The sequence below is a fragment of the Marivivens niveibacter genome (assembly GCF_002150005.2).
GTDB classification, from domain to species: domain Bacteria; phylum Pseudomonadota; class Alphaproteobacteria; order Rhodobacterales; family Rhodobacteraceae; genus Marivivens; species Marivivens niveibacter.
In genome coordinates this window covers 535,310-558,254 of sequence record NZ_MSPP01000002.1, presented here as the reverse complement: position 1 = coordinate 558,254, position 22,945 = coordinate 535,310, and the positions used below count along the sequence as shown (strand labels likewise).

The following is a 22,945-nucleotide window of genomic DNA, read 5'->3' as shown; positions in this document are numbered from 1 at the left end:
GACCGTCCTTTTGGTATTATCACCCCGTAATGACGAAGTGCCCCGATGCCCGCCTTATGTAAAGATTGCCTACATCAATTTGACGCCGGCGCGCGGTGCCCCGCCTGCCGGTCGCCGCGTGTCGTAGCGCATGACGAACTGTGGGATCTGTCTATCGCACATATGGATTGCGACGCGTTTTATGCCAGTGTTGAAAAACGCGATAATCCTGAACTGCGCGATAAACCTGTCATAATCGGCGGCGGCAAACGCGGCGTGGTATCAACCGCCTGCTATATCGCCCGCATCCGCGGCGTTCGCTCCGCCATGCCGATGTTTCAGGCCACAAAACTATGCCCCGATGCTGTGATCGTCCGCCCAAGGATGGAGGCTTACGCCGAAGCCTCCCGCGCAGTTCGTGCATTGATGGATGAACTGTCACCGCAAATCGAACCCCTGTCATTGGACGAAGCCTTTATCGATCTGACAGGCACACAACGCATGCACGGCGCCCCGCCTGCGGTCATGTTGGCGCGGCTGGTCAAACGTATGAAAGACGAATTGGGCCTAACAGGTTCTATTGGCCTGTCACACAACAAATTTTTGGCAAAAGTTGCATCTGATTTGGACAAACCGCGCGGATTTTCCGTCATTGGGCGTGCTGAAACAGTCGATTTCCTGCGTCCCAAACCCGTGCGCATTTTCTGGGGGATTGGCCCTGCGACTCAAGATGCGCTGGAACGGGCGGGCATTCACACCGTAGCGGATTTGCACCGCTGGGATTTGGATCAATTGACCGAACGGTTCGGGCATATGGGCGATCGCCTATGGCATCTGGCCCGCGGCCAAGACCGCCGCCGCGTATCCCCGAATGCTCCGGTCAAAAGTATTTCAAAAGAAACGACATTCTTTGAGGATACTGGTGATGCAGACGTTCTGGACGGTCATATCTGGCGGTTGGCTGAACAGGTCAGCAGCCGCGCCAAAGCCAAAGCCAAGGCAGGCCGTGTTGTCACGCTCAAGTTAAAAACCGCAAAATTTAAAACGATCACGCGTCGCCAAACGTTGCACCAGCCAACCCAGATGGCAGACACGATTTATCGACGCGCTCGCGCTATGTTTGATGCAGCAGGTGACAGTGGTCCATATCGATTGATCGGGGTCGGCATATCGGACATCGTTCCAGAAACCCAAGCCGACCTAGAAGGCGATTTGCTGGACCCGAACGCGTCCAAGCGGGCGGATGCAGAACGCGCTGCCGATAAAATACGCGAAAAATTCGGATCTAAGGCGATTATCAAAGGACGCGCCTTAAGGTAGAGCGAAAATCAACCGAAGCAGAACTTGGCGCTGGAAATTTCCACATACAGCAGTCAAAATTACCCTGTGAAACCCGTGACGACCATCAATTATAACCTGCCGCCGCAAGAGCTGTTCTTTATCCCTGGTGTGGATACGGGTTTATCAATCGTACGCCCTAATGAATGGGCTTGGCGGCCAGCGCAGCGGGCTAGAATTGCCGGGTATTCGGTCAGCGCCTATGATAACCACAACCAGGCCGTTGATATCACCATTGATCAGGCCACGCGGTCGCGCGTGTTCGAATCTACGATAGAATTCAACAGCATCCCTGCTGTTGCGCAAAACCTGTCGGTCGTCAAAAACTGCATGGGGATCAACGGGAAATGGTTGCTATCGGGCGCGGGCGGTGCGCGTATCCGCAACCGCAGCGTTTGGCGATCCTCGTCTGATGCGATCGAAGTTGATACCCAGACCGACGCCTATCTGTCGCAGTTTCAAGGCTCTGACAGCGCAATGCAGCCGCTGCCGCAATTTGATGGTGATTACCGCGCGTTGCCCTATGTGATCGACGCACGAAACCTACACAATTATTACCATTTTTTGACTGAAACGCTGCCGCGGCTACAGATACCAATCGATATCGGTCATAATGGCCCCATACAAATCTGCTACAAAGGCGAACAGGTTTCGGGTTTCCCCAAACGCCTGATTGATGCGCTGTTTCCAGAAATTGCGGATCGCGTTGAATTCGTTGAATCCCCGCTGAACATCCCGCAAGCCGTGATTGATTTTTCTTGGGATCATTATCATGCCGTCGCGCCAGATCACATTGTGCCATCTATTTCACCACTGATCCCCGCAGGGCAAAAATGGTTACACAATTCCACTGCACGCACCGCGCGCCGTATTCTGGACCTGAACGCCTTTAACACTCTGCTGGTGAAATTGCGCGAACGCGCGCTGACCGCAATCGACGGTATGGATGTTTCCCATTTGCCGAAACGGTTCTGGGTCACCCGCGATCCATCATCGCCACGCGCCCGCATGATGAAAAACGAAGAGGCATTGGTCACCGAACTGGAAAAGCTAGGGTTTCAGTCCATCCTATTCGAAGATTATTCGCCGCTGGAACAAATCGCTCTTATGGCCAATGCCGAAATCATGGCATCGCACCATGGCGCCGCCTTTGCCAACATGCTGTTTGCTGGGCCAAACACCCAAGTCATCGAAATCGGCACGCCCCAAACGGCAATGGTGCGATGGGCGGATTTCTTTCCTTTGGCGCACGCAGCCCAAGCCCAATACACGACGTTTTTCGCGGACATGGATTGGGCGACCCCCGAAATTATCCCCAATTTCGACAAAGACGGACATATTGCTGTGTCGGTCACCCCAAATGCAATCAAGACCATTGTCGATTTCATTGCATGCAACGTCGGCGCTTATCCTGCAAAAATCGGGCGAAAACGGCTGCGGCAGAACTTGGACGTATTGGACAAAACAGGGAAATGCGCCGCCGCCATCGGCCTGATGGAACAGTACGACAATCTGATCCAAGGCGATCTGGACCTGATGCGAATGTACGTAAGAATGTGTACGGAATTAGATTTGCCGGAAAAAACATTCAAAATGCTGTCCGCGATCTGGCTCATTGATCAAAGCAAACCCGCGTCATTGGAACGATTGATTTGGCTATGCCGCCGAACAAATCAATTAGAGCTAGCGCCAGATTTGGTCGCAGAACATCGGCAGCGGTTTCCAAATCGGCACGATGCATTTCGCAAAAAAATTCGCTGGTTTGATCGTCTGGAACAGGCCTGACTATTCAGCCGCCATTGGTTGCTGTTGGGCGCCGATACGCACCAATCCTTTTATGACGCTGGCTATCCGATCACGGAATTTGTCAAAATACAGGTGTGGTTCGATCGCCTGTTCATTCATGTAAAGCGACCGATCAATTTCGACCTGAACGGCATGTTGACGGCGCGCGGGGCGCCCGTAAGCAATCGTGCTATAGGCGCCTGCAAAGGGCGAATTATGCGCAACGCTAAATCCAGCATCACGAAACGCAGCCGCGACTTGATCAACGATATCCTTAGACGCCGATGCCCCAAACCGATCCCCAATGACGATTTCAGGTCGTTCTGACTGTGACCGCGCCGAATCAAGAGCCTCTCGTGGCATTGAATGGCAATCAATCAGGATGGCCTGACCAAATTGGCGGGTGTTTTCATCCAGCAAAGCCTGCAATTGATCGTGGTACGGGTGCCAATATGTTTTCAACCGATCATGCGCTTCGGTCAGGGACAATTTTCCACGGTAAATTGCGCGACCACCTGCAACCACGCGGGGAATCACACCAAGGCCCGACACGATACGCGGATTATGCACGTTGCGTCGGACGCCTTCGATGAGGGCAGGGTCTAATTCGTCCACACCGCGGTTTAAATCAACGATCGCGCGTGGAATCCGCGCGGTTAACAGCGCAGCGCCGTGATCAGGTGCGCAGGCAAACAATTGATCTACAAAGGCATCTTCGGATGTGCGAATCGTATGAGCGTCTAAAACTACATTATCCCTTAGCCACGGCGCGTAATGATTTCCGCTGTGCGGTGACGCAAAAACAACCGAAGTGGTTCGTTCTTTGGGCCGCGTTAGGGTAAAAGGCGTTTCAGTCATGGGCGCTCCTTGTATAAAAAAACAATAGCGTGTGAATCTGTTTTGGCAAAAGCCCTTGAACACCGCTCCGACTCCTTTTATAGAGCCGCTCACCCGACGCGCTTTGCCGCGTCTTGTTTATTCAAGGCGATGGTAAACAAGTTGGCCGTGGGCGGTTAGCTCAGCGGTAGAGCACTACGTTGACATCGTAGTGGCCACTGGTTCGATCCCAGTACCGCCCACCACGAATTCACTGGCCTTTAGGCTGAAACGCAACAGGCGCAATCGCCGCGCCGCGAATAGGAGATGAACAATGAAAGTTCGCAACTCGCTCCGCTCGCTCAAGCAGCGCCACCGCGATTGCCGCATTGTGCGCCGTAAGGGCCGTGTCTATGTTATCAACAAGACACAGCGTCGCTTCAAAGCTCGTCAGGGCTAATCTGAAGCAGATAAGATTAGAGGCCGCTCCGCAAGGACGCGGCCTTTTTCTTTGGGGTCAAACAATCCAAAGCTAGCCAGCACCCCGACCTTGCCGATAGGATCAGCCCAAGTTGTTACCTGTCGGAGGAATTTTTCATGAACCGCGTTTTAACCCGTCTGCCCTTAGCGGCAGCAATTTGCGTGGGCAGCGCTGGCGCTAGCTTTGCCCAAGAATACTGTGCGGGGATCGGCTCCTCTGGACAATGGATCGGCGGTACCGAAGCGTTTTCGGACCTGACCACGTCGCCTGACTATGCTGAACAAATGGCGCTGGTCATGGGCAATAACGAATACATCGCGCTGTTTTCCCTGTCTGAAACGACCGACACCCGAATCGAAGCCGAAGGCCGCGGATCGGGCGACCCAATGATCGAAATTTATGACAGCGCTGGATATCTGGTCGCCACCGACGACGATTCGGGCGGCGGCGTGTCTTCGCGCTCTGAACTCACGCTGGATAGCGGCACCTACTGCGTGGCCCTGCGCAGCTATGATTCTGCACCGATGACCGCCTTTGTTCGCGTCGGCCGCCAAGAACATGAACCACTTACCGCTGGCTACGTTCCTGGAAATGACACCGGCAGTGGCGGATGTTTTGGCCCGCTACCGAATGATGAACTGGTTGATGAATTACCAAGCACAGCAACGATCGGCGACATCAACGCCTATCGGTTTACGCTAACCGAATCCAAGGCGCTGACCTTGACCGCGACCAACCCTGCGGCCGACCCCTATATCACGCTGTATGATGGGAACGGGAACTACATCGACGAAAATGACGATTGGGACGACCTGAATTCCCGCATCGAAATCACCTATCCGCTGGATGCAGGTGACTACTGCGTCGAAGTTGACGCCCTAAGCGATGCTAGCCAGCCGATCACCGTGATGCTGGAAACCCTAACCGAAGAAGAAGCCATGCGCGCCATGTATGATCGCGGCGAGGCAGCCCCACCCCTAGACGGCAGCTACCCTGTGACCGATCTGGGACAGCTGGCAAATCGTCAGCGCGTCGATCTGCAAAATGGTACCATCGTATCTTGGTACAGTGTTGATATCCCAGAAGCTGGCGCAATCGTCGTCGAAGCGGTGTCGCTAAACGGCATGGGGGATCCGTATCTGATCCTGTTCGACGATTTCGGTCGCGAAGTTGCGTATAACGACGATACGAACGATTTGGACCCCGTTCTGGCTGCTCGTGTGTCGGCAGGAACTTATACGTTGGGCGTCGGCGAATATAATGACGGCACATCGCCCGTGCGGATGATCCTAGAACGGTTTGTCCCAGCCAAATAAAACAAAAGGCCCCCAAATTCGGGGGCCTTTTTATTTTTCGATCAGTTGGCCCATTCGCCTTTGCGGAACACCGGCACGCGGGTTCCATCCGCGCGAATGCCATCGATGTCCGTTTCTGGCCCGCCAATCATCCAATCGACGTGGATCATCGATGCGTTCCCGCCTTGGGCTGCGACCTGTTCTTCGGTCAGGGATGCGCCGTCTAGGAAACATTTCGAATAACATTGACCCATCGCAATGTGGCAAGCCGCGTTTTCGTCGAACAATGTGTTGTAGAACAGCAGGCCAGATTGCGAAATTGGCGAACTATGCGGCACCAACGCGACCTCGCCCAAACGGCGGGCGCCTTCGTCGCTGTCGACCATGTTGGTTAGAACGGTCTGACCTTTGGACGATTTCGCCTCGACCGCGACGCCGTCGACGAACTTCATCTCAATCTCTTCGATCAGGTTTCCGTTATAGGACAGCGGTTTGGTTGCGCGGACTACGCCGTTAACGCGGTGGGCGTGAGGGGTGGTGAACACCTCTTCGGTTGGGATGTTGGGGTTACAGACCACACCGTTTTGCGCCTGCGACGCGCCGCCATGCCATTCGTGACCATCGGCCAGACCAACGGTCAGATCGGTGCCGTGGCCCGTGAAATGCAGCGCATCAAACCGTTCGTCGTTCAGCCATTTGCTGCGCGCATGCAGCGCCTTGTTATGTTCAATCCAAGCCGCTACAGGATCATCGTTTTGCACGCGCGAGGCCGCGAAAATCGCGTCGGCCAGTTTTACGATCGCTTCGTCCTCTGGCAGATCGGGGAATACCTGACGCGCCCAACCGGGGGTCGGATAAGCGACGATGTTCCAGTTGATGCCAAAGTTCGCGATTTTTTCCAGCGCGGGTTTATAGGCAATCGAATTAGCCTTGTTCGCGCGACCCACTTTGGCGGGGTCTTCGTTCGCCAACGCCATCGGATCGCCGCCCGCAATAGCCAGACGGGCCGACCCTGCGTTGAACGCTTCGGCCATGCCGTTGTACAGCCAATTTGCCGCCTTATCGAAACTGTCGTCCTGTGCGTTCTGGAAACGCGCGCGGGCGATTTCATCGTCCGACAACAACGGCGTAACAACGCCTGCGCCAGCCTTATATGCGCTGGCCGCAATCGCGCGGACCAGCGGCAGCGCCTCGACCGGAGCGGTCATGACCAGATCCTGACCGGGCTGTAGGTTCAGTCCCACATTCACCGCAACATCAGCAAGGCGCGACAGCAGGACGGGATCAATATTGGGTTGGGTCATGGAAAATTCCTTTTGTTCCTTACCCTGAAATCTGGCGATCAATTCAGGAAGGTCAAGCAAAAGGCCCCGCAACGGGGGCCTTTCGATTATTGTGCAATGTCGTTCACCGCATCGGCCAGCAACCTGACCAATGTCGCCTCGTTCAAATACCCCATACCGTCGATTTCTGCGTTCGCCTGATAACGGCGGATCGCACGGCGGGTGTCTTCATCGAAATTACCATCCACAGCGCCCGGCTCGAATCCTGTTTGCTGCAAACGTAATTCGACCAGACGGCGGGTCAGCGCGTTGAGGGCAAGGTTCGCCTCGGCCGCTTGAGCGGCTTCGACCTCGGGGGCGATTTGTTCCTCTTGAGTTAGCTCGGCGATGGCGGCTTGGGCTTCGCCGACGAACTGACCTTCGGGGTAGACCGACAAGTAATCCTGATAGGCACCGACGGTGTTGGCATTCGATGCGCGATCCCATGCGGCGGCTTCTTCCGCGGCGGCGGCACGGCGTTTTTCAGCCTCGATCGCCTCCAAGCGTTCGGTCGCAACTTCGGCAAAGATGCCATCGGGGTAACGGTCTAGATAGGCGCGTAGACCCGGTTCATCGCCCTTGGCACCAGTTTCCTGCCAATAGGTGTTGTCCAGCGCTTCGGCCTCTTGGCGGCGGCGTTCGGCTTCGGCCTCCAACTCGGCCGCGCGGCGTGCGGCTTGCGCGTCTAGTCGGGCGATCTGATCCGTCGTCAAATAAGACGTTTGCGAAAACCCGTTTTCCTGCTGCCAATTGGTAATAGCCGACCGTGTGCCTGACCCGAAAATGCCGTCGATCCCGCGCGTGTTGTAATCAAGGATCGACAAATCACGCTGAATTTCGCGGCGCGCATCACGGGACAGCGATAGCGACTCTTCGGCCAAACGCGCGTCTCGGTTGGGTTCGTTCACGATTTCGGCGATCAGGTTTTCTGCATCGGCGCGGTATTCGCCGTTCGGGTATTGGCGCAGATAGCTGCGATAGGCGACAACGGTATCCAAGGCACGCGCGCCTTCCCACATTGCGACCTCGGCGCTGTTATCAGTTTCAGGCGCGGCGGGGGCAGGAACCGCTGTAGGGCGCATCGGCATAACAACCAGCGTATCAGGCATATATCCCAAAGCGGTGATGTTATAATCACCTCCAGTTGCCAAATCGTACTGAGGACGCACAAGAATATCAGTGGCGTAACCCGCAACATCGCGCACCGGCCCGCGCAACACCGTCACACCTTGCGGGATGTCCAGTTCACCAATGGATGGCGATAGATACGGCATTGTGCCAGTAACAGCATCATTGCCCAACATTAGAACCGCCTGACCAGGCGCTTGGGCCAGCACTTGCAACACGCTTTCCACGGACACAGCCGTTTGCGGCGTTCCAAAATAGCTTGGGTCGTCTGCATCAGAGGTTAAAAACCACGTCTGACCGCCGTCTGTTACGAACCGCCCAGCCAGAACAACGACAATACGATCCGCCGTTTCGGCCACATCAGCAAACTCTGTCAGTGCATCAACAGCGGCATCCATACGGCCGTTGCGTAGGGCCTGAACATCAAATCCTAGCGCCCTTAATTCGTCTGCTGCATCAACAACTTGACCGGCGCGATCCACGCGGCCCAATCGTTCATAACTGTCATTGCCCAAGATCAGGGCGGCGTCTTCGGCCCACACGGCTGGCGCGGCCAAACCGATTACAGCGGTGGTCATCATCATAAAGCGGCGCATAGAATCCTCTGTTTTCATTCATGTAGGCAAAAGCGCTATTCCGACGATAACCTGCGTATTCCACAACACAAATCACATAGGCGAAACCTTGCCCTGTTGAATGTTACAACGCGCTGGGTTGTCATTTGTTTCATGCCCCCCTACCCATTGCCTGTCAAAACTGGAGACGATCATGGGCACAATCACCTTTGTCCGGCACGGTCAGGCCAATTCCGCCGCCAAAACCGAAGAGGAATATGACCGCCTATCCCCCAAAGGCCACGAACAGGCCGACACATTGGGAAAATGGATGCGCGATCAAGGACAAAGCTTTGATCTGGTTCTATCGGGTAGCCTACGCCGTCACCGCGAAACGGCGGCGGGTATGGGCCATAGCAACCCGCAAATCGATGATCGGTTGAACGAAATTGACTACTTCAATCTGGGCAAAGCGATGGAGGACGTCCACGGGATGCCAATTCCCGAAGGCGACGATTTTGCCCGACATATTCCGCTGGTGATGGAGGCATGGCACCGCGCGGAAATCATGGGAAACGAAACGTTCGACGCGTTTGAAACACGCATCAGTACAGTCTTAGACGCCGCCCTGACCCCGGGTCGAAATGTTCTATGCATCACATCTGGCGGCGTCATCGCGATGATCATACGTCACCTGTTGGATCTGGATCCGCGCCGCATGGCCCATGTGATGATCCCTATTTTCAATACGTCCCAGCACCACGTCCACGTATCACCCGTGGGGCCAATTTTAGCAGGGTTCAATACAATTCCACATTTAGAAGGCAGCGACCGTGAACACCTCCGCACACATTTCTAAACCACATCTTTGGGTCCGCACCGAAGAACGCCCCAATGAAGAACGCGTCGGCATCACACCGCAAGGCGCTGCCGAAATGATCGCGATGGGCTATCGCGTTACAGTCGAACACAGCAGCCAACGCATTATTCCCATTGAAGAATATGCCGATGCGGGCTGTGCAATCGCGGCCGAGGCGTCGTGGCCCGACGCTCCCAAAGACGCGATCATCTTTGGTCTAAAAGAACTGCCCGAAACCGACATGCCACTGGTTCATCGCCACATCATGTTCGGCCACGCCTACAAAGGTCAACCCGCTGGCCGCCGCCTGTTGGATCGGTTTCAGGCGGGCGGAGGAACGCTCTATGATCTGGAATACCTCACGCTAGAGGACGGGCGCCGTGTCGCGGCCTTTGGGTACTGGGCTGGATATGCGGGTGCGGCTGTCACGGCGCTGTCCTATGCAGCGCAACCTGCGCTGTGCCCTGCGGTTTCAACCTACAAAGATGCCGATGCCTTGGCCGATGCTGTGCGGGGCGCTTTGGGCGACAAAACCGCTCGCGCGATTATCATCGGTGCGCTGGGGCGGGTCGGATCGGGCGCTGCAGATTTGTGCGGACGCGTAGGGATTGACGTGACCAAATGGGACATGGCCGAAACAGCCAGCGGCGGGCCATTCCCAGAAATTTTGGATCACGAACTGTTCCTGAACTGCATTTTGGCACGTCCGGGCACGCCGGTCTTTGTGCCAGCATCCGCAAAAACAGATCCGCGCAAATTGTCGGTCATTGGCGATATTGCATGCGATCCCGACAGTGAATTTTCACCGATCAAAGTCTATGATCGCACGACATCATGGGACGCACCTGCATTGCGGGTGCATGACGACCTTGTTTTGGATGTCACCGCGATTGACAACTTGCCGTCCATGTTGCCGATGGAAAGTTCGGTCGATTACGCAAGTCAGCTGCTACCGCATCTGAAAACACTAGATAAAATCGACGACGATGTGTGGGGGCGGGCCAAAGCCTGCTTTGACGAACATCTGTAATTATTCGCCTTGGCAGGTTTCATAACGGAACGCATAGCCATTCCATAACATGATGATGCCGTCGCTATCGGCGGCATTCATAATCAGGGCGCGTTCGGTCCAATGATCGTCTTCGCCGCTGCAATGCAACGTATACAGCGTCGCGTCCATATCCGTGACATTTACGGGGTTTTCCATACGGCATTCCATGTCAACGCCATGGAAAATCCCGTCCTTGATCATCAACGCACCGCCATCGACGCCAACCAATCCACAGTCGGCATTAGCAGCCTGACGATACACCCCATCGTAGGGTGTCGCGGCTGCGATAGCGGGGACCACAGCCAACGCTAGAGCCAAAGAACGGCGCATCACAGCGCCTCTAGATCAACGATCAAACCATCAATATCACCGCGGCGACGGTCCAACATGGCGCCGATTTCGGTCCGTTCCGAGGTGATCATGTTAATCCCCTCAATAAACATATTGATAAATTTCGGCTGTCCCGACCCATCAGAGACAACGAAACTGACTTCAAATGGCGACTGGCCTTGCAAAATCACACGGGCACGCACCTCGACCCCGTTTGGGACGGTCACCGTTTCGGTAACTTCGATACGACCGCCAACAAATTCGCGGAAACGGCGTCCATATTTTGACGCGACATAGTCGCTAAACGCGTTTACGAAACGCGTGCGTTGATCTGCGGTCGCCGCGCGCCAATCGGCCCCCATAGCGGTCCGTGCGATGATTGGCACATCAGCATAACGGTCAAAAATCGACGCAAAGTCGGCAATGATTGCGGATTCGGATTTTCCCGACGCAATGATCGCATTGATGTCAGCGACCAAGCGATCAACAAGCGTGCGCGCCTGCGACTCTGTCAAAGCAAGAGACGTCGTTGGAACAACTGCCGCAGCCGAAGCAACAGCCAAAAACTGGCGGCGGGAAAACAAGTTAATCATTATTGGTCCTCATAGGGATCGAAGTACGGATCGGCATATGGGTCTGCGTAAGGGTCCGCATATGGATCAGAAGATGCATCAACGACAGTGGTGCCCAATTCATAGCGACGACTGTCTAAGTAAAACACGCGCATTTGCGCATAGCTATCTGCGCTTTCATACAAAACGGAATCCACTGTATCACCAAAGCGCCCACGCTTGATCACAATATCAGCTGCCCGCGATCCTGTCGCGTACGGCAACACATCGGATTGTACTATAGAATCCAAAGGATCGATCACGAAATCAACGATACGACCCGCTGCATCACGTTCTGTTGATGGACCAAACCCAGGCAACACCACATAGGCGCCTTCGGGAACGCCCCAAACCGCCAATGTTTCGCCGAAATCGGTGTCTTCGGCATAGATGCCGATCGCATCTGCGGGGTCAAACAGGCCACCAATGCCAAAGATCGTGTTTACAACAAATCGGAACGCATTCGTGCCAGCGCCTTGGATATCGCCCTGCAAGACGCCATTCACAACCATGCCAGGCAAACCAACGTGATCGGCAAAATTGCTGACCGGTTCAGTGACAACAACAGGCATTGCATTTGTCACGCGCGATGCTGGCCGCAAAACAGCACGATCTAAGCCGGTGTTGAATTCGTGCACTTTGCGGTTCGTATCTTCATACGGATCATGGATCGCCACACCATCCGGCGCGACCGAACAAGCGGTCAAAGCGACAGAAGAAATCAGCGCAGAAATAGATAAAAATCGGGTCACGTGGCGGCCATAAATTACAGTCATCTCAATGCGCACTCAAATACCTATCTGAACCAAAATCACAGAGGCCTGTTGTCAGCTCTGCAAAAATCGTGACAGATTTGAAACATTAACTTCATCTCTGACGGGTATAAGGCAGAGTGCGTTAACAGGCATCAGATAGGCGACAACCCAACCATGACAACCCGCACTACCCAAATCGGCGCTACAGAATTAGCCGAAATCCGCAAACGCGGGCGTCCAATGTATTGGCTGGTCGCGATATTCAGTATGGTTGTCAATCTGCTGATGCTGACGGGGCCATTGTACATGCTGAATGTTTACGACCGCGTTTTGGGGTCGGGATCGTTCGAAACTCTGGTCGCACTGACGGTATTGGTATTGTTTTTGTACCTGTGCATGGGCGTTTTGGATTTCGTACGCGGCCGGATCATGGGCCGCGTCGGTGCGCGGTTCCAATCCGATCTGGACCGCCGCGTGTTCGAAGCATCGACAACCGCCGCGACCAACGGCACCTTACCCGCACAATCCGCCAGCGCCCTACGTGATCTGGAATCAATCCAGCGCATGATCACGTCCCCCGCTGTCATGGCAGTCTATGATTTGCCGTTCATGCCTATCTTTTTTCTGGGCATTTTCATTTTCCACACTGATTTGGGCCTTTTGGCACTGGTCGGCGCAGCCGTACTGATTGCGATCACCTTGGCAAATCGATGGCACAGTAAAAAACCACTGGAACACTCAACCCGCGCCACCCAATCCGCAGAAATGATGGGGCACATGATCCGATCAGAATCCGAAATGGTCGGCGCTTTGGGTATGCGGGATGCTGCTTTTGACCGCTGGAAAACTTTGCGCGACCAATCGCTGACCGCATCCATTGGATTTGCTGACAAAAGCGGTGGATATACCGCAATGACCCGCGCCATACGGCTGTTTTTGCAGTCAGCTATGTTGGGGCTTGGCGCGTATCTGGTTTTGCGCGGCGAAATGACAGCAGGTGCCATGATTGCAGGTTCGATTTTGCTGGGACGCGCTTTGGCGCCAATTGAACAGATCATTGGCCAATGGGCGGTGATCGAACGCGGCCGCGAAGGATGGGCAAATCTGTCAGAGCTTCTGGGCACCATTCCCGCACCGCAACAACGCACCACCCTGCCCCGTCCCCGCGCCATTCTAGAGGCGCAGACCGTCACCGCCGTCCCCCCCGGCGAAAGCACCGCAGCCTTGCGCGTTTTGACATTCAAATTAGAACCCGGTCACGCAGTAGGTGTGATCGGACCTTCTGGTGCAGGCAAATCATCGTTGGCCAAATTGATCACTGGCATTTGGACGCCCGCAGGCGGAAAACTGCGGCTGGATGGCGCGACTTTGGATCAATACGACCCAGATACATTGGCACGCTATATTGGTTATCTGCCGCAGCGCGTTCAGCTGCTGGATGGAACGATCAAAGAAAACATCGCACGCATGTCCACCGCGCCTGATGATGCCGCCGTGATCGCCGCCGCGAAAAAAGCGGCAGCCCATGACATGATCCTGAAACTGCCAAACGGCTATGACACGCGGGTTTCAGCAGCGGGTGGGCGACTATCAGGCGGTCAGATTCAACGAATTGGCCTTGCCCGTGCGCTATACGGCGATCCCGTCATTCTGGTACTGGATGAACCCAATTCGAATTTAGACAACGAAGGTTCAGTCGCATTGAACGCTGCCATTCGTGCCCATCGTGACGCAGGCGGATCGGTCATGATCATGGCCCACCGCCCCGCTGCAATTCAGGAATGCGACCAACTAATGATGATCGAAAACGGAACCATCCGCGCCTTTGGCCCAAAAGAGGAAGTCATGCGCAATGTTCTGAAAAATCACACAGACGTGGCGCGTAGCACCATGCCAGGAGGCGTGTCATGAATATGTCTGCGGCACGCTATATCTGGATTGGTCTAATCACGCTTGCCGTGTTGGTTGGCGGATTTGGCACATGGGCGGTCATGGCGGAACTTGGCGGGGCCGTCATTGCATCTGGCCGGATCGAGGTCGACCAAAACAGGCAGGTCGTCCAGCACCCTTACGGCGGACAAGTCGACACCATTTTGGTAGATGAGGGCGATTTTGTAGATGCGGGCCAGATCCTTATCCAACTGGATGGAACCGACCTACGGTCACAGCTAACCGTTGTGTCAGGCCAATTGGCCGAAACAATCGCCCGCCGCAACAGGCTAGAGGCCGAACGCGACGGCGCAGATCAGATCGCTTTCGATCCAATGATTTCAAATGGTTTCAGCGACCTGATCGCAGGACAGACCCGTCTGTTCGATGCGCGTCGTCAAAGCACCCAAACCCAGATCGAACAATTTGAACGCCGCATTGAACAGATCACTGACCAAATCAATGGGATCGAGGCGCAACAACAATCGCTTGAACGGCAACTAGTGCTGATCGAACAGGAACTGACCGACCAACGATCGCTTCTGGAACGCGGACTAGCCCAAGCCACACGGGTTCTGGCGCTGGAACGTGAAAAAGCCAATCTAGAGGGCCGCAAAGGCGAACTGACCGCATCAGCCGCTCAAGCCCGCGGGCGTATAACCGAAATCGAATTGGGAATTCTGAACATCGACACAGTTCGCCGCGAAGAAGCAATCGCCGAAATCCGCGATCTTCAGCCGACGGAATTGGAACTGCGCGAAACACAGACGTCTTTGAACACACAATTGGACCGTCTAGATATCCGCGCGGGTGTGTCAGGTGTGGTCTACGGATTGCAAATCTATTCGACCTCTGCCGTGATCGAACCTGCACAACCCATTTTATTTATCGTCCCCCAAGATCGCCCCCTGATCATCACAGCCCGCATTGATCCGCGCGATATTGATCAACTATTGGTCGGTCAAAACGTGACCTTGCGGTTTTCGGCGTTCAATCAAAAAACCACCCCCGAATTATACGGTACGGTCGTCAATCTATCGGGCGATGCATTCGAAGACGATGCAACAGGCCAATCATTCTACCGCGCCGAAGTGACTTTGAACGAAAACGAAATCAATCGTCTGCCCGAAGGTGCGGTTTTGGTCCCCGGAATGCCCGTTGAAACCTTTATCCGAACGGCGGATCGGACACCGATGCAGTTTTTGCTGAAACCACTGACTGATTTTTTTGCCCGTGCATGGCGCGAGACCTGATTGCAGGCCTGCGCAACCCGCGCTAGCGTCCGACCAAATCTATAGACGGAGCCAACATGAGCGACATCGAAACCAAACTGGCCGAACTAGGCGTCACCCTACCCGACGCCCCAGCGCCAGCCGCGAACTATGTACCTTTCACCATTACCGGCAATTTGGTGCATATCTCGGGTCAAATTTCCCAGAATGACGACGGCCTGATCTTGGGACGTCTGGGTGAAAATATGTCCACCGAACAAGGCGCGATCGCCGCAAAACAATGCGCGATTTCCCTGCTTTCACAGGTCAAAGCGGCCTGCGGCGGCGACATTTCCCGCCTGAAACGCGTGATCAAACTGAACGCATTCGTAAATTCGGCCCCTGATTTTTACGAACAACCCAAGGTCGTCAACGGCGCATCCGATTTTCTGGTTGAGGCGCTGGGCGATGCAGGCCGCCATGCGCGTTCGGCTGTTGGCGTTGCAGCGCTGCCTTTGGGCGTTGCGGTCGAAATCGACGGTATTTTCGAGATCGAATAATGCTGCATCCTGATTTTCTGGCGCGGCCCATCGCGCATCGTGCCCTGCATGACATCGCCGCTGGTCGCCCAGAAAACAGTGCCTCTGCCGTACAGGCGGCAGTGGACGCGGGGTACGGCATCGAAATCGACCTACAACTGTCCAAAGACGGTCAGGCGATCGTCTTTCATGACTATGATCTGGCCCGCCTGACCCATGAAAAGGGGCCTTTGGCCACGCGCACAGCCGCCGAACTTTCCGCCATTCCGCTGCGCCACGGAACCGATACGATCCCCACATTGGAAACGGTTTTGTCGATGATTGAAGGGCGCGTTCCCCTGCTGATCGAGATTAAAGATCAAAGCGGCATTCTAGGCCCAACCAACGGGGCGCTGGAACAGGCCACCGCCGATTGTTTGGCGGGATATAAAGGCCCCGTCGCGGTCATGTCGTTCAATCCCCACAGCGTCGCGCGCATGGCCGATCTATCCCCGAATGTGCCGCGCGGGCTGACGACCTGTAATTTCGACGCGGACGATTGGCCGACCATTCCTGCGCGGATCCGCGAAACCTTGCGCGATATTCCTGATTACGCACGCACTGGCGCCTGTTTCATCAGCCATCAGCACGATCAGCTAAACGCCCCCCGCGTCGCCGATATGCGCAAAGATGGCGCGCAGATACTGTGCTGGACCATCCGCACGGCCGATGCCGAAAGAAAAGCCCGCGAAATCGCGGATAACATCACTTTCGAAGGTTACGCCGCTTGACGGCTCGCCCCGCACCTCCACCATACGGGGCATGACCGACGCGATCGAAATATCCCTGCATTCCAGCATCGCCGATATTGGCGGAACAGATTGGGATGCCTGCGCGAACCCAGATGGAGGCCGCGCCGTCGATCCGTTCACGACCTATCGGTTTCTATCCACGCTAGAAAACAGCGGATCAGTCGGCCCACGCACAGGATGGGAGCCGCGATATCTAACCGCAAAATCAAACGGTCAGGTTATCGCCGTCGCGCCAATGTACGGCAAATCCCACAGTCAGGGCGAATATGTTTTCGATCACAGCTGGGCGCACGCATACGAACGCGCGGGCGGGCAGTATTACCCGAAACTGCAAATCGCCGTTCCGTTCACCCCCGCCACAGGCCGCCGTTTTTTAACCCGCGCGGGGTTTGAAACCACAGGCATCACGGCGCTAACCCAAAGCGCTGTACAATTTGCTACGGAGTTGGGCGTGTCATCGCTCCACGTCACATTCTGCACCGAGGCTGAGGCGATTGTGGGCCGCGAATTGGGGCTGCTACACCGCACCAGCCAACAGTTTCACTGGGAAAATCAGGGCTATGCCAGTTTCGAAGATTTCCTAAACGCCCTGTCGTCGCGCAAACGCAAGGCGATCCGAAAGGAACGCAAACAGGCGCAATCTTTCGGCGGGGATATCCTACAGCTGACCGGCGACGCGATCACGCCCGAACATTGGGATTATTTTTGGCAGTTTTATCAGGACACAGGCGCACGCAAATGGGGAACGCCCTATTTGACCCGCGCGTTTTTCGATCTGGCCCATGATACCATGCGCGATGATATGCTGCTGACACTTGCCGTGCGCGATGGCACCCCGATTGCGGGGGCGCTGAATTTCATCGGGCGCGATACATTGTTCGGCCGTTACTGGGGCTGCACCGAACATCACCCCTGCCTGCATTTCGAACTGTGCTATTATCAAGCCATTGATTTCGCGATTGAAAACGGCCTGAGGATCGAGGCCGGCGCTCAAGGCGAACATAAACTGGCCCGCGGGTATTTGCCCGCCCAAACCCATTCCCTGCATTGGATCGGCAACCCGTCGTTCCGCACCGCCGTGCAGGATTTTCTGGAACAAGAACGCCAGATGGTCGACGAAGAAATCGACATCTTGACCGCTTACGGCCCCTTCAAACATACTCAACTAGAGGAGCAAGACTGATGGACATCACCATGCTCAAGTCTCGTGGTTGGACCGCCAATGACGACGGCACGAAAATCACGAAAACATTCGAATTCCCCACCTTCCCCGAGGCCTTTGGTTTCATGGCTCAGTCAGCTATTTGGGCAGAAAAGTGGAACCACCACCCCGAGTGGACTAATATATATCGCAAGGTCGTGGTGACGCTCACCACGCACGACGCTGGTGGATTGACCGATAAGGACGTCAAGCTGGCTGAAAAAATGGATGAAATACAAGGTTCATAATGGAACAACTATTAAATACTGAAATTTATAACGGGAATACGATCGGCGATTATTTGACGCTGGAATTCCTGGTCGCGCTACTGGGTGACGTTTTGTCGGTCATCCTGATCATCATTCTGGGGTTCATCATCTCGGGTTGGGTGCAGCGCCGTATCGCGAACATCGGCCAGAAAAACCGTCATCTGGATCCGACACTTTTTAATTTTCTGGGCAATATCGCCCGCTACCTGATCTTGGCCTTTGCCGGTCTGTTCGTCCTGAACACATTCGGCATTCAGACAACGTCGATCGTCGCCGTTATCGGTGCCGCCGGTTTGGCCATTGGTTTGGCGTTGCAGGGCACGCTGTCGAACGTGGCAGCAGGCGTGATGATCATCATGTTCCGCCCCATCAAAATCGGCGATTTCGTCGAAGTGAACGGCGTATCCGGCACGGTCAAAGACATTTCGCTGAACTATACCGAACTGGCGAACCTGTCGAACGTGCAGGTCATCGTTCCAAACGCCGAAGTTTGGGGCAACACCATCACCAACTATTCGATCAACCAAACCCGCCGCGCGGAATGGGTATTCGGCGTTGGCTATGGCGCTGATCTAAAACTGGCCGAACAGGTGATCCGCGACACGATCATGGCGGACGAACGGTCGCTGACGGACCCAGCGCCATTCCTGCAAGTAAACAACTTGGGTGATTTTTCGGTGGATTTCCTGTGCCGCGTTTGGGTGCAGTCGTCGGATTATTTCCAATATCAGGCCGACATGAAACGCAAAGTCAAAGAGGCGCTGGACGCGAACGGTATCGATATTCCGTTCCCAACACGCACGGTTCTGAACGAAAACGCATAAAACAAAACGGCGGGGTGATGGCCCCGCCGTTTTGCTATCAGATTGCCTCTAGCAGGCTTTCACCGCCCGACAGGTCACAAACGCCGGGATTTTCATCCAGCTGCAGCACTTTGACTTCGCCGTCTTCGGCGTACAGCGCATAGCGTTTGGAACGATCATAGAAACCAACGGGCGGCGCGGTGAATTCCATGCCGACCGCTTTGGTGAATTCGGAACCTGCGTCAGCTAGGAAATGGATACCCGCGTCAGCGCCGCCAGTGGATTTTGCCCATTCTGCCATTACGAACGGATCGTTCACAGCCACGCAGATAACGGCATCCACGCCTTTGGCGGCAAAATCGTCTTTGGTACGGATAAAGCTGGGAACATGCGCCGTGGTGCAAGTGCCAGTGTACGCACCAGGCAAGCCAAAGATCACAACCTTTTTGCCTGCAGTCAGTTCGGACATTTTGACTTGGGTCGGGCCTTCGGCGCCCATCACGCATAGGGTTGCGTCTGGCAGTTTATCACCTACTGAAATCGTCATTTGCTTTTCCTCTGTTCGCAATTGCCGCTGTTTGTTCGAACATATAGGGTCGGCCCCGAACTAGGCCATAACTATCGGGGGCTAAGATGAAACATTTCGTGGTAATCGGGGCAGGACAAGCCGGCGCAACGCTGGTCGCGCGCCTACGGACCGAAGGTTTCGACGGCAAAATCACGCTAATCGGGGCCGAAAACGTTCATCCGTATCAGCGCCCCCCATTGTCCAAAGCCTACATGCTGGGCGAAATGGAGCTATCCCGCCTGCTGCTACGCGCGCCCGAATGGTACGCGGAAAACAACATCGACCTGATGCTGGACACTCGCGTTGTAGCGATTGATCCCACCGCGAAAACCATCACCCTGCAAGGTGACAGCGAACTGTCCTACGACGAATTGGCGATTTGCACGGGATCGCACCCAAGGACCCTACCCGCAGCGATCGGAGGTGATCTGGACCGCGTCTATACCGTTCGCGATCTAAAAGACGCCGACACGATGGCCCCCGAATTTACCCAAGGCCGCAAACTATTGGTCGTGGGCGGCGGATACATCGGCCTAGAGGCCGCAGCCGTCGCCGCGAAAAAGGGCTGCGATGTGACTCTGGTCGAAATGGCACCGCGCATTTTGCAACGTGTCGCCTGCGCCGAAACATCGGACTATTTCCGCGAATTGCATGCTGCACACGGCGTTAAAATCATCGAAGGCGTCGGCCTGACCCGCTTGACAGGCACCGATGCCGTCACGGGCGCTGTGCTGACCGATGGCACCGAATTGGACGTGGATTTCGTGATTGTTGGCGTCGGCATTTCGCCTGCCTCGGTTCTGGCAGATGCTGCGGGCCTGACCTGTTCAAACGGCATTGATACGGACGTGTATGGGCAAACCTCGGCCCCGCATATTTGGGCGGCGGGTGACTGTGCGAACCTGACGTTTAAAGGCGAACGCATCCGCATCGAAAGCGTCGGCAACGCCATTGATCAGGCGGATGTTGTGGCTCGCAATATGCTGGGCAAAGGCGTCAGCTACGCCCCCAAACCATGGTTTTGGTCGGACCAATATGACGTCAAATTGCAGATTGCAGGCCTAAACATTGGCTATGATGCGGTGCATGTAAAACGCTATTCCGACGATCCTTTGTCGCGCGTCCATTGGTATTTCAAAGGCGACGAACTGATCGCAGTTGATGCCATGAACGCTGCCCGCGATTACATGGTCGGCAAACGATTGATCGAAGCTGGCAAATCCCCTGCCCCCGCCGATCTGACCGATGAGGCCACAGACCTAAAGGCGCTACTACGTTGAGGATCATCGGCGGCGATCATCGCGGGCTGGCATTAACGTCCGTGGGCAAAGGCGACGTGGGCGCACATCTGCGCCCCACCACCGACCGCGTACGCGAAAGCCTGTTTAACGTGCTGATGGGCGGCAAATTCGGCGACCCGATCACCGATGCCCGCGTGCTGGACCTATTCGCAGGAACGGGCGCATTGGGACTCGAGGCACTGTCGCGCGGCGCGTCCCACGTCACCTTTGTCGATGACGGACGGGTTGCGCAGAAATTGATCCGTGAAAACATCACCAAAACGCGGCGCAAGGGCGAAACCACGCTGGTGGCGCGTGACGCGACCCGCTTGGCGGCCAACCCAGATGCCGGCTATGACCTGATATTTTTGGACCCGCCCTATGGAAAAACCCTAGGCGCCAAAGCGATCGAGGCCGCAGTCACAGGCGGCTGGATCGCAGATAACGCATTGATCGTATGGGAAGAAAACGCGCCGCAAATCGCTCCGGCAGGGTTTGCAATGCTGGATCAGCGCAAATACGGCGACACCCATGTGACGTTTTTGGAAAAAGAATGATGAAACCTGATTTGGTAATTTTCGATTGTGACGGCGTGATCGTCGATAGCGAAGGCCCCACATGCGAAGCAATCGCCGCCAACCTGTCGGGCTATGGCATGCCGCTGAAACCCGAAGGCGTGCATGAATTGTTCATGGGCCGCACCCTGCATGACATTCAAGCATCAGAGGAGGCACGCGACCTAAATTTGCCCGACAATTGGGTCGATGAAGTCTACGCCGACATGTTCGAAGTCCTAAAGGGCGCGCCATTGTCCAAAGGCGTGATCGACCTGTTTGATGCGCTAGAAAATCAGGGCACCGCGATCGCGATTGCGTCGAATGGTGCGATCGACAAAATGAAGGTGACGCTGGGCCCATCGGGTCTGTTTGATCGCCTAAAGGACCGCATGTATTCGGGCCACACCCACGCACCCAAACCGCAGGCAGGAATGTTGATAGCCGCGATGGAACAGGCGGGTGCACGCCCCGAACATACTGTGATGATTGATGACAGCACGGCTGGCGCTGGTGCCGCACAGGCAGCTGGAACGCAATTCTATGGCTACAGCGAACACAGCCCAGACAGTGTGCTGAAACCGCTGGGCGTAGACATCATTTATTCGATGGCAGAGCTGAAACAGAAATTGGTGAAATAAAAAGGGCCGCAGATGCGGCCCGATTTATTACAGATATGTCGGATGGAATTTACCGCCCGGCGATAGGGTGAAAATATCGGCCCCATCTGCGGTGATCCCAATCGAATGTTCAAACTGCGCCGACAGCGATTTATCGCGGGTCACTGCGGTCCAATCATCGGCCAAAACTTTGGTTTCTGGACGGCCAAGGTTCACCATCGGTTCGATGGTAAAGAACATGCCTTCCTCTAGCGTGGCGCCAGTGCCCGCGCGGCCATAGTGCAGAACGTTCGGCGCGGCGTGGAACACGCGGCCCAGACCGTGACCACAGAAATCGCGGACCACCGACATGCGGTTAGATTCCACATAGGTCTGGATTGCGTTGCCGATATCACCAAAGGTGTTACCTGGTTTCGCAGCCTCGATCCCCAGCATCAGGGAATCATGGGTAACTTGGATCAGGCGTTCCGCTTTGCGCGGTAGTTTACCAGCGACATACATGCGGCTGGTGTCGCCGAACCATCCATCAACAATCACGGTGACGTCGATGTTCAGGATGTCGCCCTCTTTCAGCTTTTTATCGCCAGGAATGCCGTGGCAGACAACGTGGTTCACGCTGATACAGCTGGCGTGCTGATATCCTTTGTAACCGATCGTGGCCGAGGTTGATCCGCTTTCGGTCACCATTTCGGTGATCTTTGCGTCGATTTCGCCCGTAGTCGCGCCGGTTTGGATGAACGGGATGATGTCATCCAGAATTTGCGCAGCGACTTGGCCTGCTTTGCGCATTCCGGCAAAGTCAGCGTCTTCGTAGATGCGAATACCGTCTTTGGTCAGGCGACCACGCAGATCTTCGTTCAATGTACCACTCCGTTC

The 22,945-nt window shown here is 55.2% G+C and carries 24 protein-coding genes and 1 tRNA gene; 17 read left to right on the top strand and 8 right to left on the bottom strand.

What is annotated here, in order from left to right:
- Positions 1-45: 45 nt before the first annotated feature.
- Positions 46-1,299 carry a DNA polymerase IV gene (locus BVC71_RS08655; RefSeq protein ID WP_086451224.1) on the top strand — a complete coding sequence of 418 codons (1,254 nt, stop codon included), beginning with the start codon at positions 46-48 and terminating at the stop codon, positions 1,297-1,299.
- A 75-nt stretch (positions 1,300-1,374) separates the two neighbouring features.
- Complete coding sequence (locus BVC71_RS08650; RefSeq protein WP_133064506.1) at positions 1,375-3,102, top strand: glycosyltransferase family 61 protein; 1,728 nt, start codon at positions 1,375-1,377, stop codon at positions 3,100-3,102.
- Here BVC71_RS08650 and BVC71_RS08645 read toward each other — a convergent pair whose 3' ends face one another.
- Positions 3,103-3,960: an N-formylglutamate amidohydrolase gene (locus BVC71_RS08645; protein WP_086451222.1), complete on the bottom strand. Its 858-nt coding sequence runs from the start codon at positions 3,958-3,960 to the stop codon at positions 3,103-3,105.
- Positions 3,961-4,109: 149 nt separating this feature from the next.
- Here BVC71_RS08645 and BVC71_RS08640 point away from each other — a divergent pair.
- The 3 genes from BVC71_RS08640 to BVC71_RS08630 all read left to right on the top strand — a co-directional run bounded on the left by BVC71_RS08640 (position 4,110) and on the right by BVC71_RS08630 (position 5,715).
- Positions 4,110-4,184: transfer RNA gene (locus BVC71_RS08640), tRNA-Val, on the top strand.
- A 68-nt stretch (positions 4,185-4,252) separates the two neighbouring features.
- Entirely contained in the window at positions 4,253-4,378 is a 126-nt protein-coding gene (gene ykgO, locus BVC71_RS08635; protein ID WP_008231708.1) for a type B 50S ribosomal protein L36, read from the top strand.
- A gap of 137 nt (positions 4,379-4,515) precedes the next feature.
- Complete coding sequence (locus BVC71_RS08630; protein WP_133064505.1) at positions 4,516-5,715, top strand: PPC domain-containing protein; 1,200 nt, start codon at positions 4,516-4,518, stop codon at positions 5,713-5,715.
- A gap of 41 nt (positions 5,716-5,756) precedes the next feature.
- Here the strand turns inward: BVC71_RS08630 and BVC71_RS08625 are convergent, their stop codons facing one another.
- Positions 5,757-6,998 carry an aminopeptidase gene (locus BVC71_RS08625; protein ID WP_086451221.1) on the bottom strand — a complete coding sequence of 414 codons (1,242 nt, stop codon included), beginning with the start codon at positions 6,996-6,998 and terminating at the stop codon, positions 5,757-5,759.
- A gap of 86 nt (positions 6,999-7,084) precedes the next feature.
- Positions 7,085-8,740, bottom strand: coding sequence for a peptidoglycan-binding protein (locus tag BVC71_RS08620; RefSeq protein WP_086451293.1), 1,656 nt, complete (start codon positions 8,738-8,740; stop codon positions 7,085-7,087).
- 172 nt (positions 8,741-8,912) lie between these two features.
- On the opposite strand from BVC71_RS08620, the gene BVC71_RS08615 reads away from it, so the two are divergent.
- Both BVC71_RS08615 and BVC71_RS08610 read left to right on the top strand, forming a co-directional pair.
- Positions 8,913-9,557 carry a histidine phosphatase family protein gene (locus BVC71_RS08615; RefSeq protein ID WP_086451220.1) on the top strand — a complete coding sequence of 215 codons (645 nt, stop codon included), beginning with the start codon at positions 8,913-8,915 and terminating at the stop codon, positions 9,555-9,557.
- Positions 9,532-10,587, top strand: a complete 1,056-nt coding sequence (locus tag BVC71_RS08610) for a saccharopine dehydrogenase (RefSeq protein WP_240516815.1) — start codon at positions 9,532-9,534, stop codon at positions 10,585-10,587. Before BVC71_RS08615 ends, BVC71_RS08610 begins: the two co-directional genes overlap by 26 nt.
- Here the strand turns inward: BVC71_RS08610 and BVC71_RS08605 are convergent, their stop codons facing one another.
- Genes BVC71_RS08605 through BVC71_RS08595 form a run of 3 tightly spaced genes read right to left on the bottom strand, consistent with a single transcriptional unit; the run spans position 10,588 to position 12,325 of the window.
- Positions 10,588-10,938: a hypothetical protein gene (locus BVC71_RS08605; RefSeq protein WP_086451219.1), complete on the bottom strand. Its 351-nt coding sequence runs from the start codon at positions 10,936-10,938 to the stop codon at positions 10,588-10,590.
- Positions 10,938-11,531, bottom strand: a complete 594-nt coding sequence (locus BVC71_RS08600) for an MlaC/ttg2D family ABC transporter substrate-binding protein (protein ID WP_086451218.1) — start codon at positions 11,529-11,531, stop codon at positions 10,938-10,940. The genes BVC71_RS08605 and BVC71_RS08600 overlap by 1 nt, the downstream gene beginning before the upstream one ends.
- Positions 11,531-12,325, bottom strand: a complete 795-nt coding sequence (locus tag BVC71_RS08595) for an MlaA family lipoprotein (RefSeq protein ID WP_086451217.1) — start codon at positions 12,323-12,325, stop codon at positions 11,531-11,533. Before BVC71_RS08595 ends, BVC71_RS08600 begins: the two co-directional genes overlap by 1 nt.
- A gap of 153 nt (positions 12,326-12,478) precedes the next feature.
- Between BVC71_RS08595 and BVC71_RS08590 the strand changes: the two genes are divergently transcribed.
- The 7 genes from BVC71_RS08590 to BVC71_RS08560 are packed head-to-tail and all read left to right on the top strand — an operon-like array spanning position 12,479 to position 19,068.
- Complete coding sequence (locus BVC71_RS08590) at positions 12,479-14,215, top strand: type I secretion system permease/ATPase (RefSeq protein ID WP_086451216.1); 1,737 nt, start codon at positions 12,479-12,481, stop codon at positions 14,213-14,215.
- Positions 14,212-15,486 carry an HlyD family type I secretion periplasmic adaptor subunit gene (locus tag BVC71_RS08585; RefSeq protein ID WP_086451215.1) on the top strand — a complete coding sequence of 425 codons (1,275 nt, stop codon included), beginning with the start codon at positions 14,212-14,214 and terminating at the stop codon, positions 15,484-15,486. Before BVC71_RS08590 ends, BVC71_RS08585 begins: the two co-directional genes overlap by 4 nt.
- A 56-nt stretch (positions 15,487-15,542) precedes the next feature.
- The gene (locus tag BVC71_RS08580) at positions 15,543-16,004 is read left to right on the top strand and encodes a RidA family protein (protein ID WP_086451214.1); all 462 of its coding nucleotides are present in this window, start codon (positions 15,543-15,545) and stop codon (positions 16,002-16,004) included.
- Entirely contained in the window at positions 16,004-16,753 is a 750-nt protein-coding gene (locus tag BVC71_RS08575) for a glycerophosphodiester phosphodiesterase family protein (protein WP_086451213.1), read from the top strand. The genes BVC71_RS08580 and BVC71_RS08575 overlap by 1 nt, the downstream gene beginning before the upstream one ends.
- Positions 16,754-16,784: 31 nt before the next feature.
- Positions 16,785-17,957, top strand: coding sequence for a GNAT family N-acetyltransferase (locus BVC71_RS08570; RefSeq protein WP_086451212.1), 1,173 nt, complete (start codon positions 16,785-16,787; stop codon positions 17,955-17,957).
- Entirely contained in the window at positions 17,957-18,223 is a 267-nt protein-coding gene (locus tag BVC71_RS08565; RefSeq protein WP_086451211.1) for a 4a-hydroxytetrahydrobiopterin dehydratase, read from the top strand. The genes BVC71_RS08570 and BVC71_RS08565 overlap by 1 nt, the downstream gene beginning before the upstream one ends.
- Positions 18,223-19,068 (top strand): mechanosensitive ion channel family protein, encoded by an 846-nt coding sequence (locus BVC71_RS08560; RefSeq protein ID WP_086451210.1) that lies wholly within the window; start codon positions 18,223-18,225, stop codon positions 19,066-19,068. The genes BVC71_RS08565 and BVC71_RS08560 overlap by 1 nt, the downstream gene beginning before the upstream one ends.
- 37 nt (positions 19,069-19,105) lie before the next feature.
- On the opposite strand, the gene BVC71_RS08555 is transcribed toward BVC71_RS08560, so the two are convergent.
- Positions 19,106-19,594, bottom strand: coding sequence for a peroxiredoxin (locus BVC71_RS08555; protein WP_086451209.1), 489 nt, complete (start codon positions 19,592-19,594; stop codon positions 19,106-19,108).
- 86 nt (positions 19,595-19,680) lie between these two features.
- On the opposite strand from BVC71_RS08555, the gene BVC71_RS08550 reads away from it, so the two are divergent.
- Genes BVC71_RS08550 through BVC71_RS08540 form a run of 3 tightly spaced genes read left to right on the top strand, consistent with a single transcriptional unit; the run spans position 19,681 to position 22,090 of the window.
- Positions 19,681-20,895: an NAD(P)/FAD-dependent oxidoreductase gene (locus tag BVC71_RS08550; RefSeq protein WP_086451208.1), complete on the top strand. Its 1,215-nt coding sequence runs from the start codon at positions 19,681-19,683 to the stop codon at positions 20,893-20,895.
- Complete coding sequence (rsmD, locus tag BVC71_RS08545) at positions 20,892-21,452, top strand: 16S rRNA (guanine(966)-N(2))-methyltransferase RsmD (RefSeq protein WP_086451207.1); 561 nt, start codon at positions 20,892-20,894, stop codon at positions 21,450-21,452. Before BVC71_RS08550 ends, rsmD begins: the two co-directional genes overlap by 4 nt.
- Positions 21,449-22,090 carry an HAD family hydrolase gene (locus BVC71_RS08540; RefSeq protein ID WP_165767747.1) on the top strand — a complete coding sequence of 214 codons (642 nt, stop codon included), beginning with the start codon at positions 21,449-21,451 and terminating at the stop codon, positions 22,088-22,090. Before rsmD ends, BVC71_RS08540 begins: the two co-directional genes overlap by 4 nt.
- A gap of 27 nt (positions 22,091-22,117) precedes the next feature.
- Here BVC71_RS08540 and map read toward each other — a convergent pair whose 3' ends face one another.
- A complete protein-coding gene (map, locus tag BVC71_RS08535) occupies positions 22,118-22,930 on the bottom strand; it encodes a type I methionyl aminopeptidase (protein ID WP_086451205.1) in 813 nt (270 codons plus the stop codon).
- Positions 22,931-22,945 lie beyond the last annotated feature (15 nt).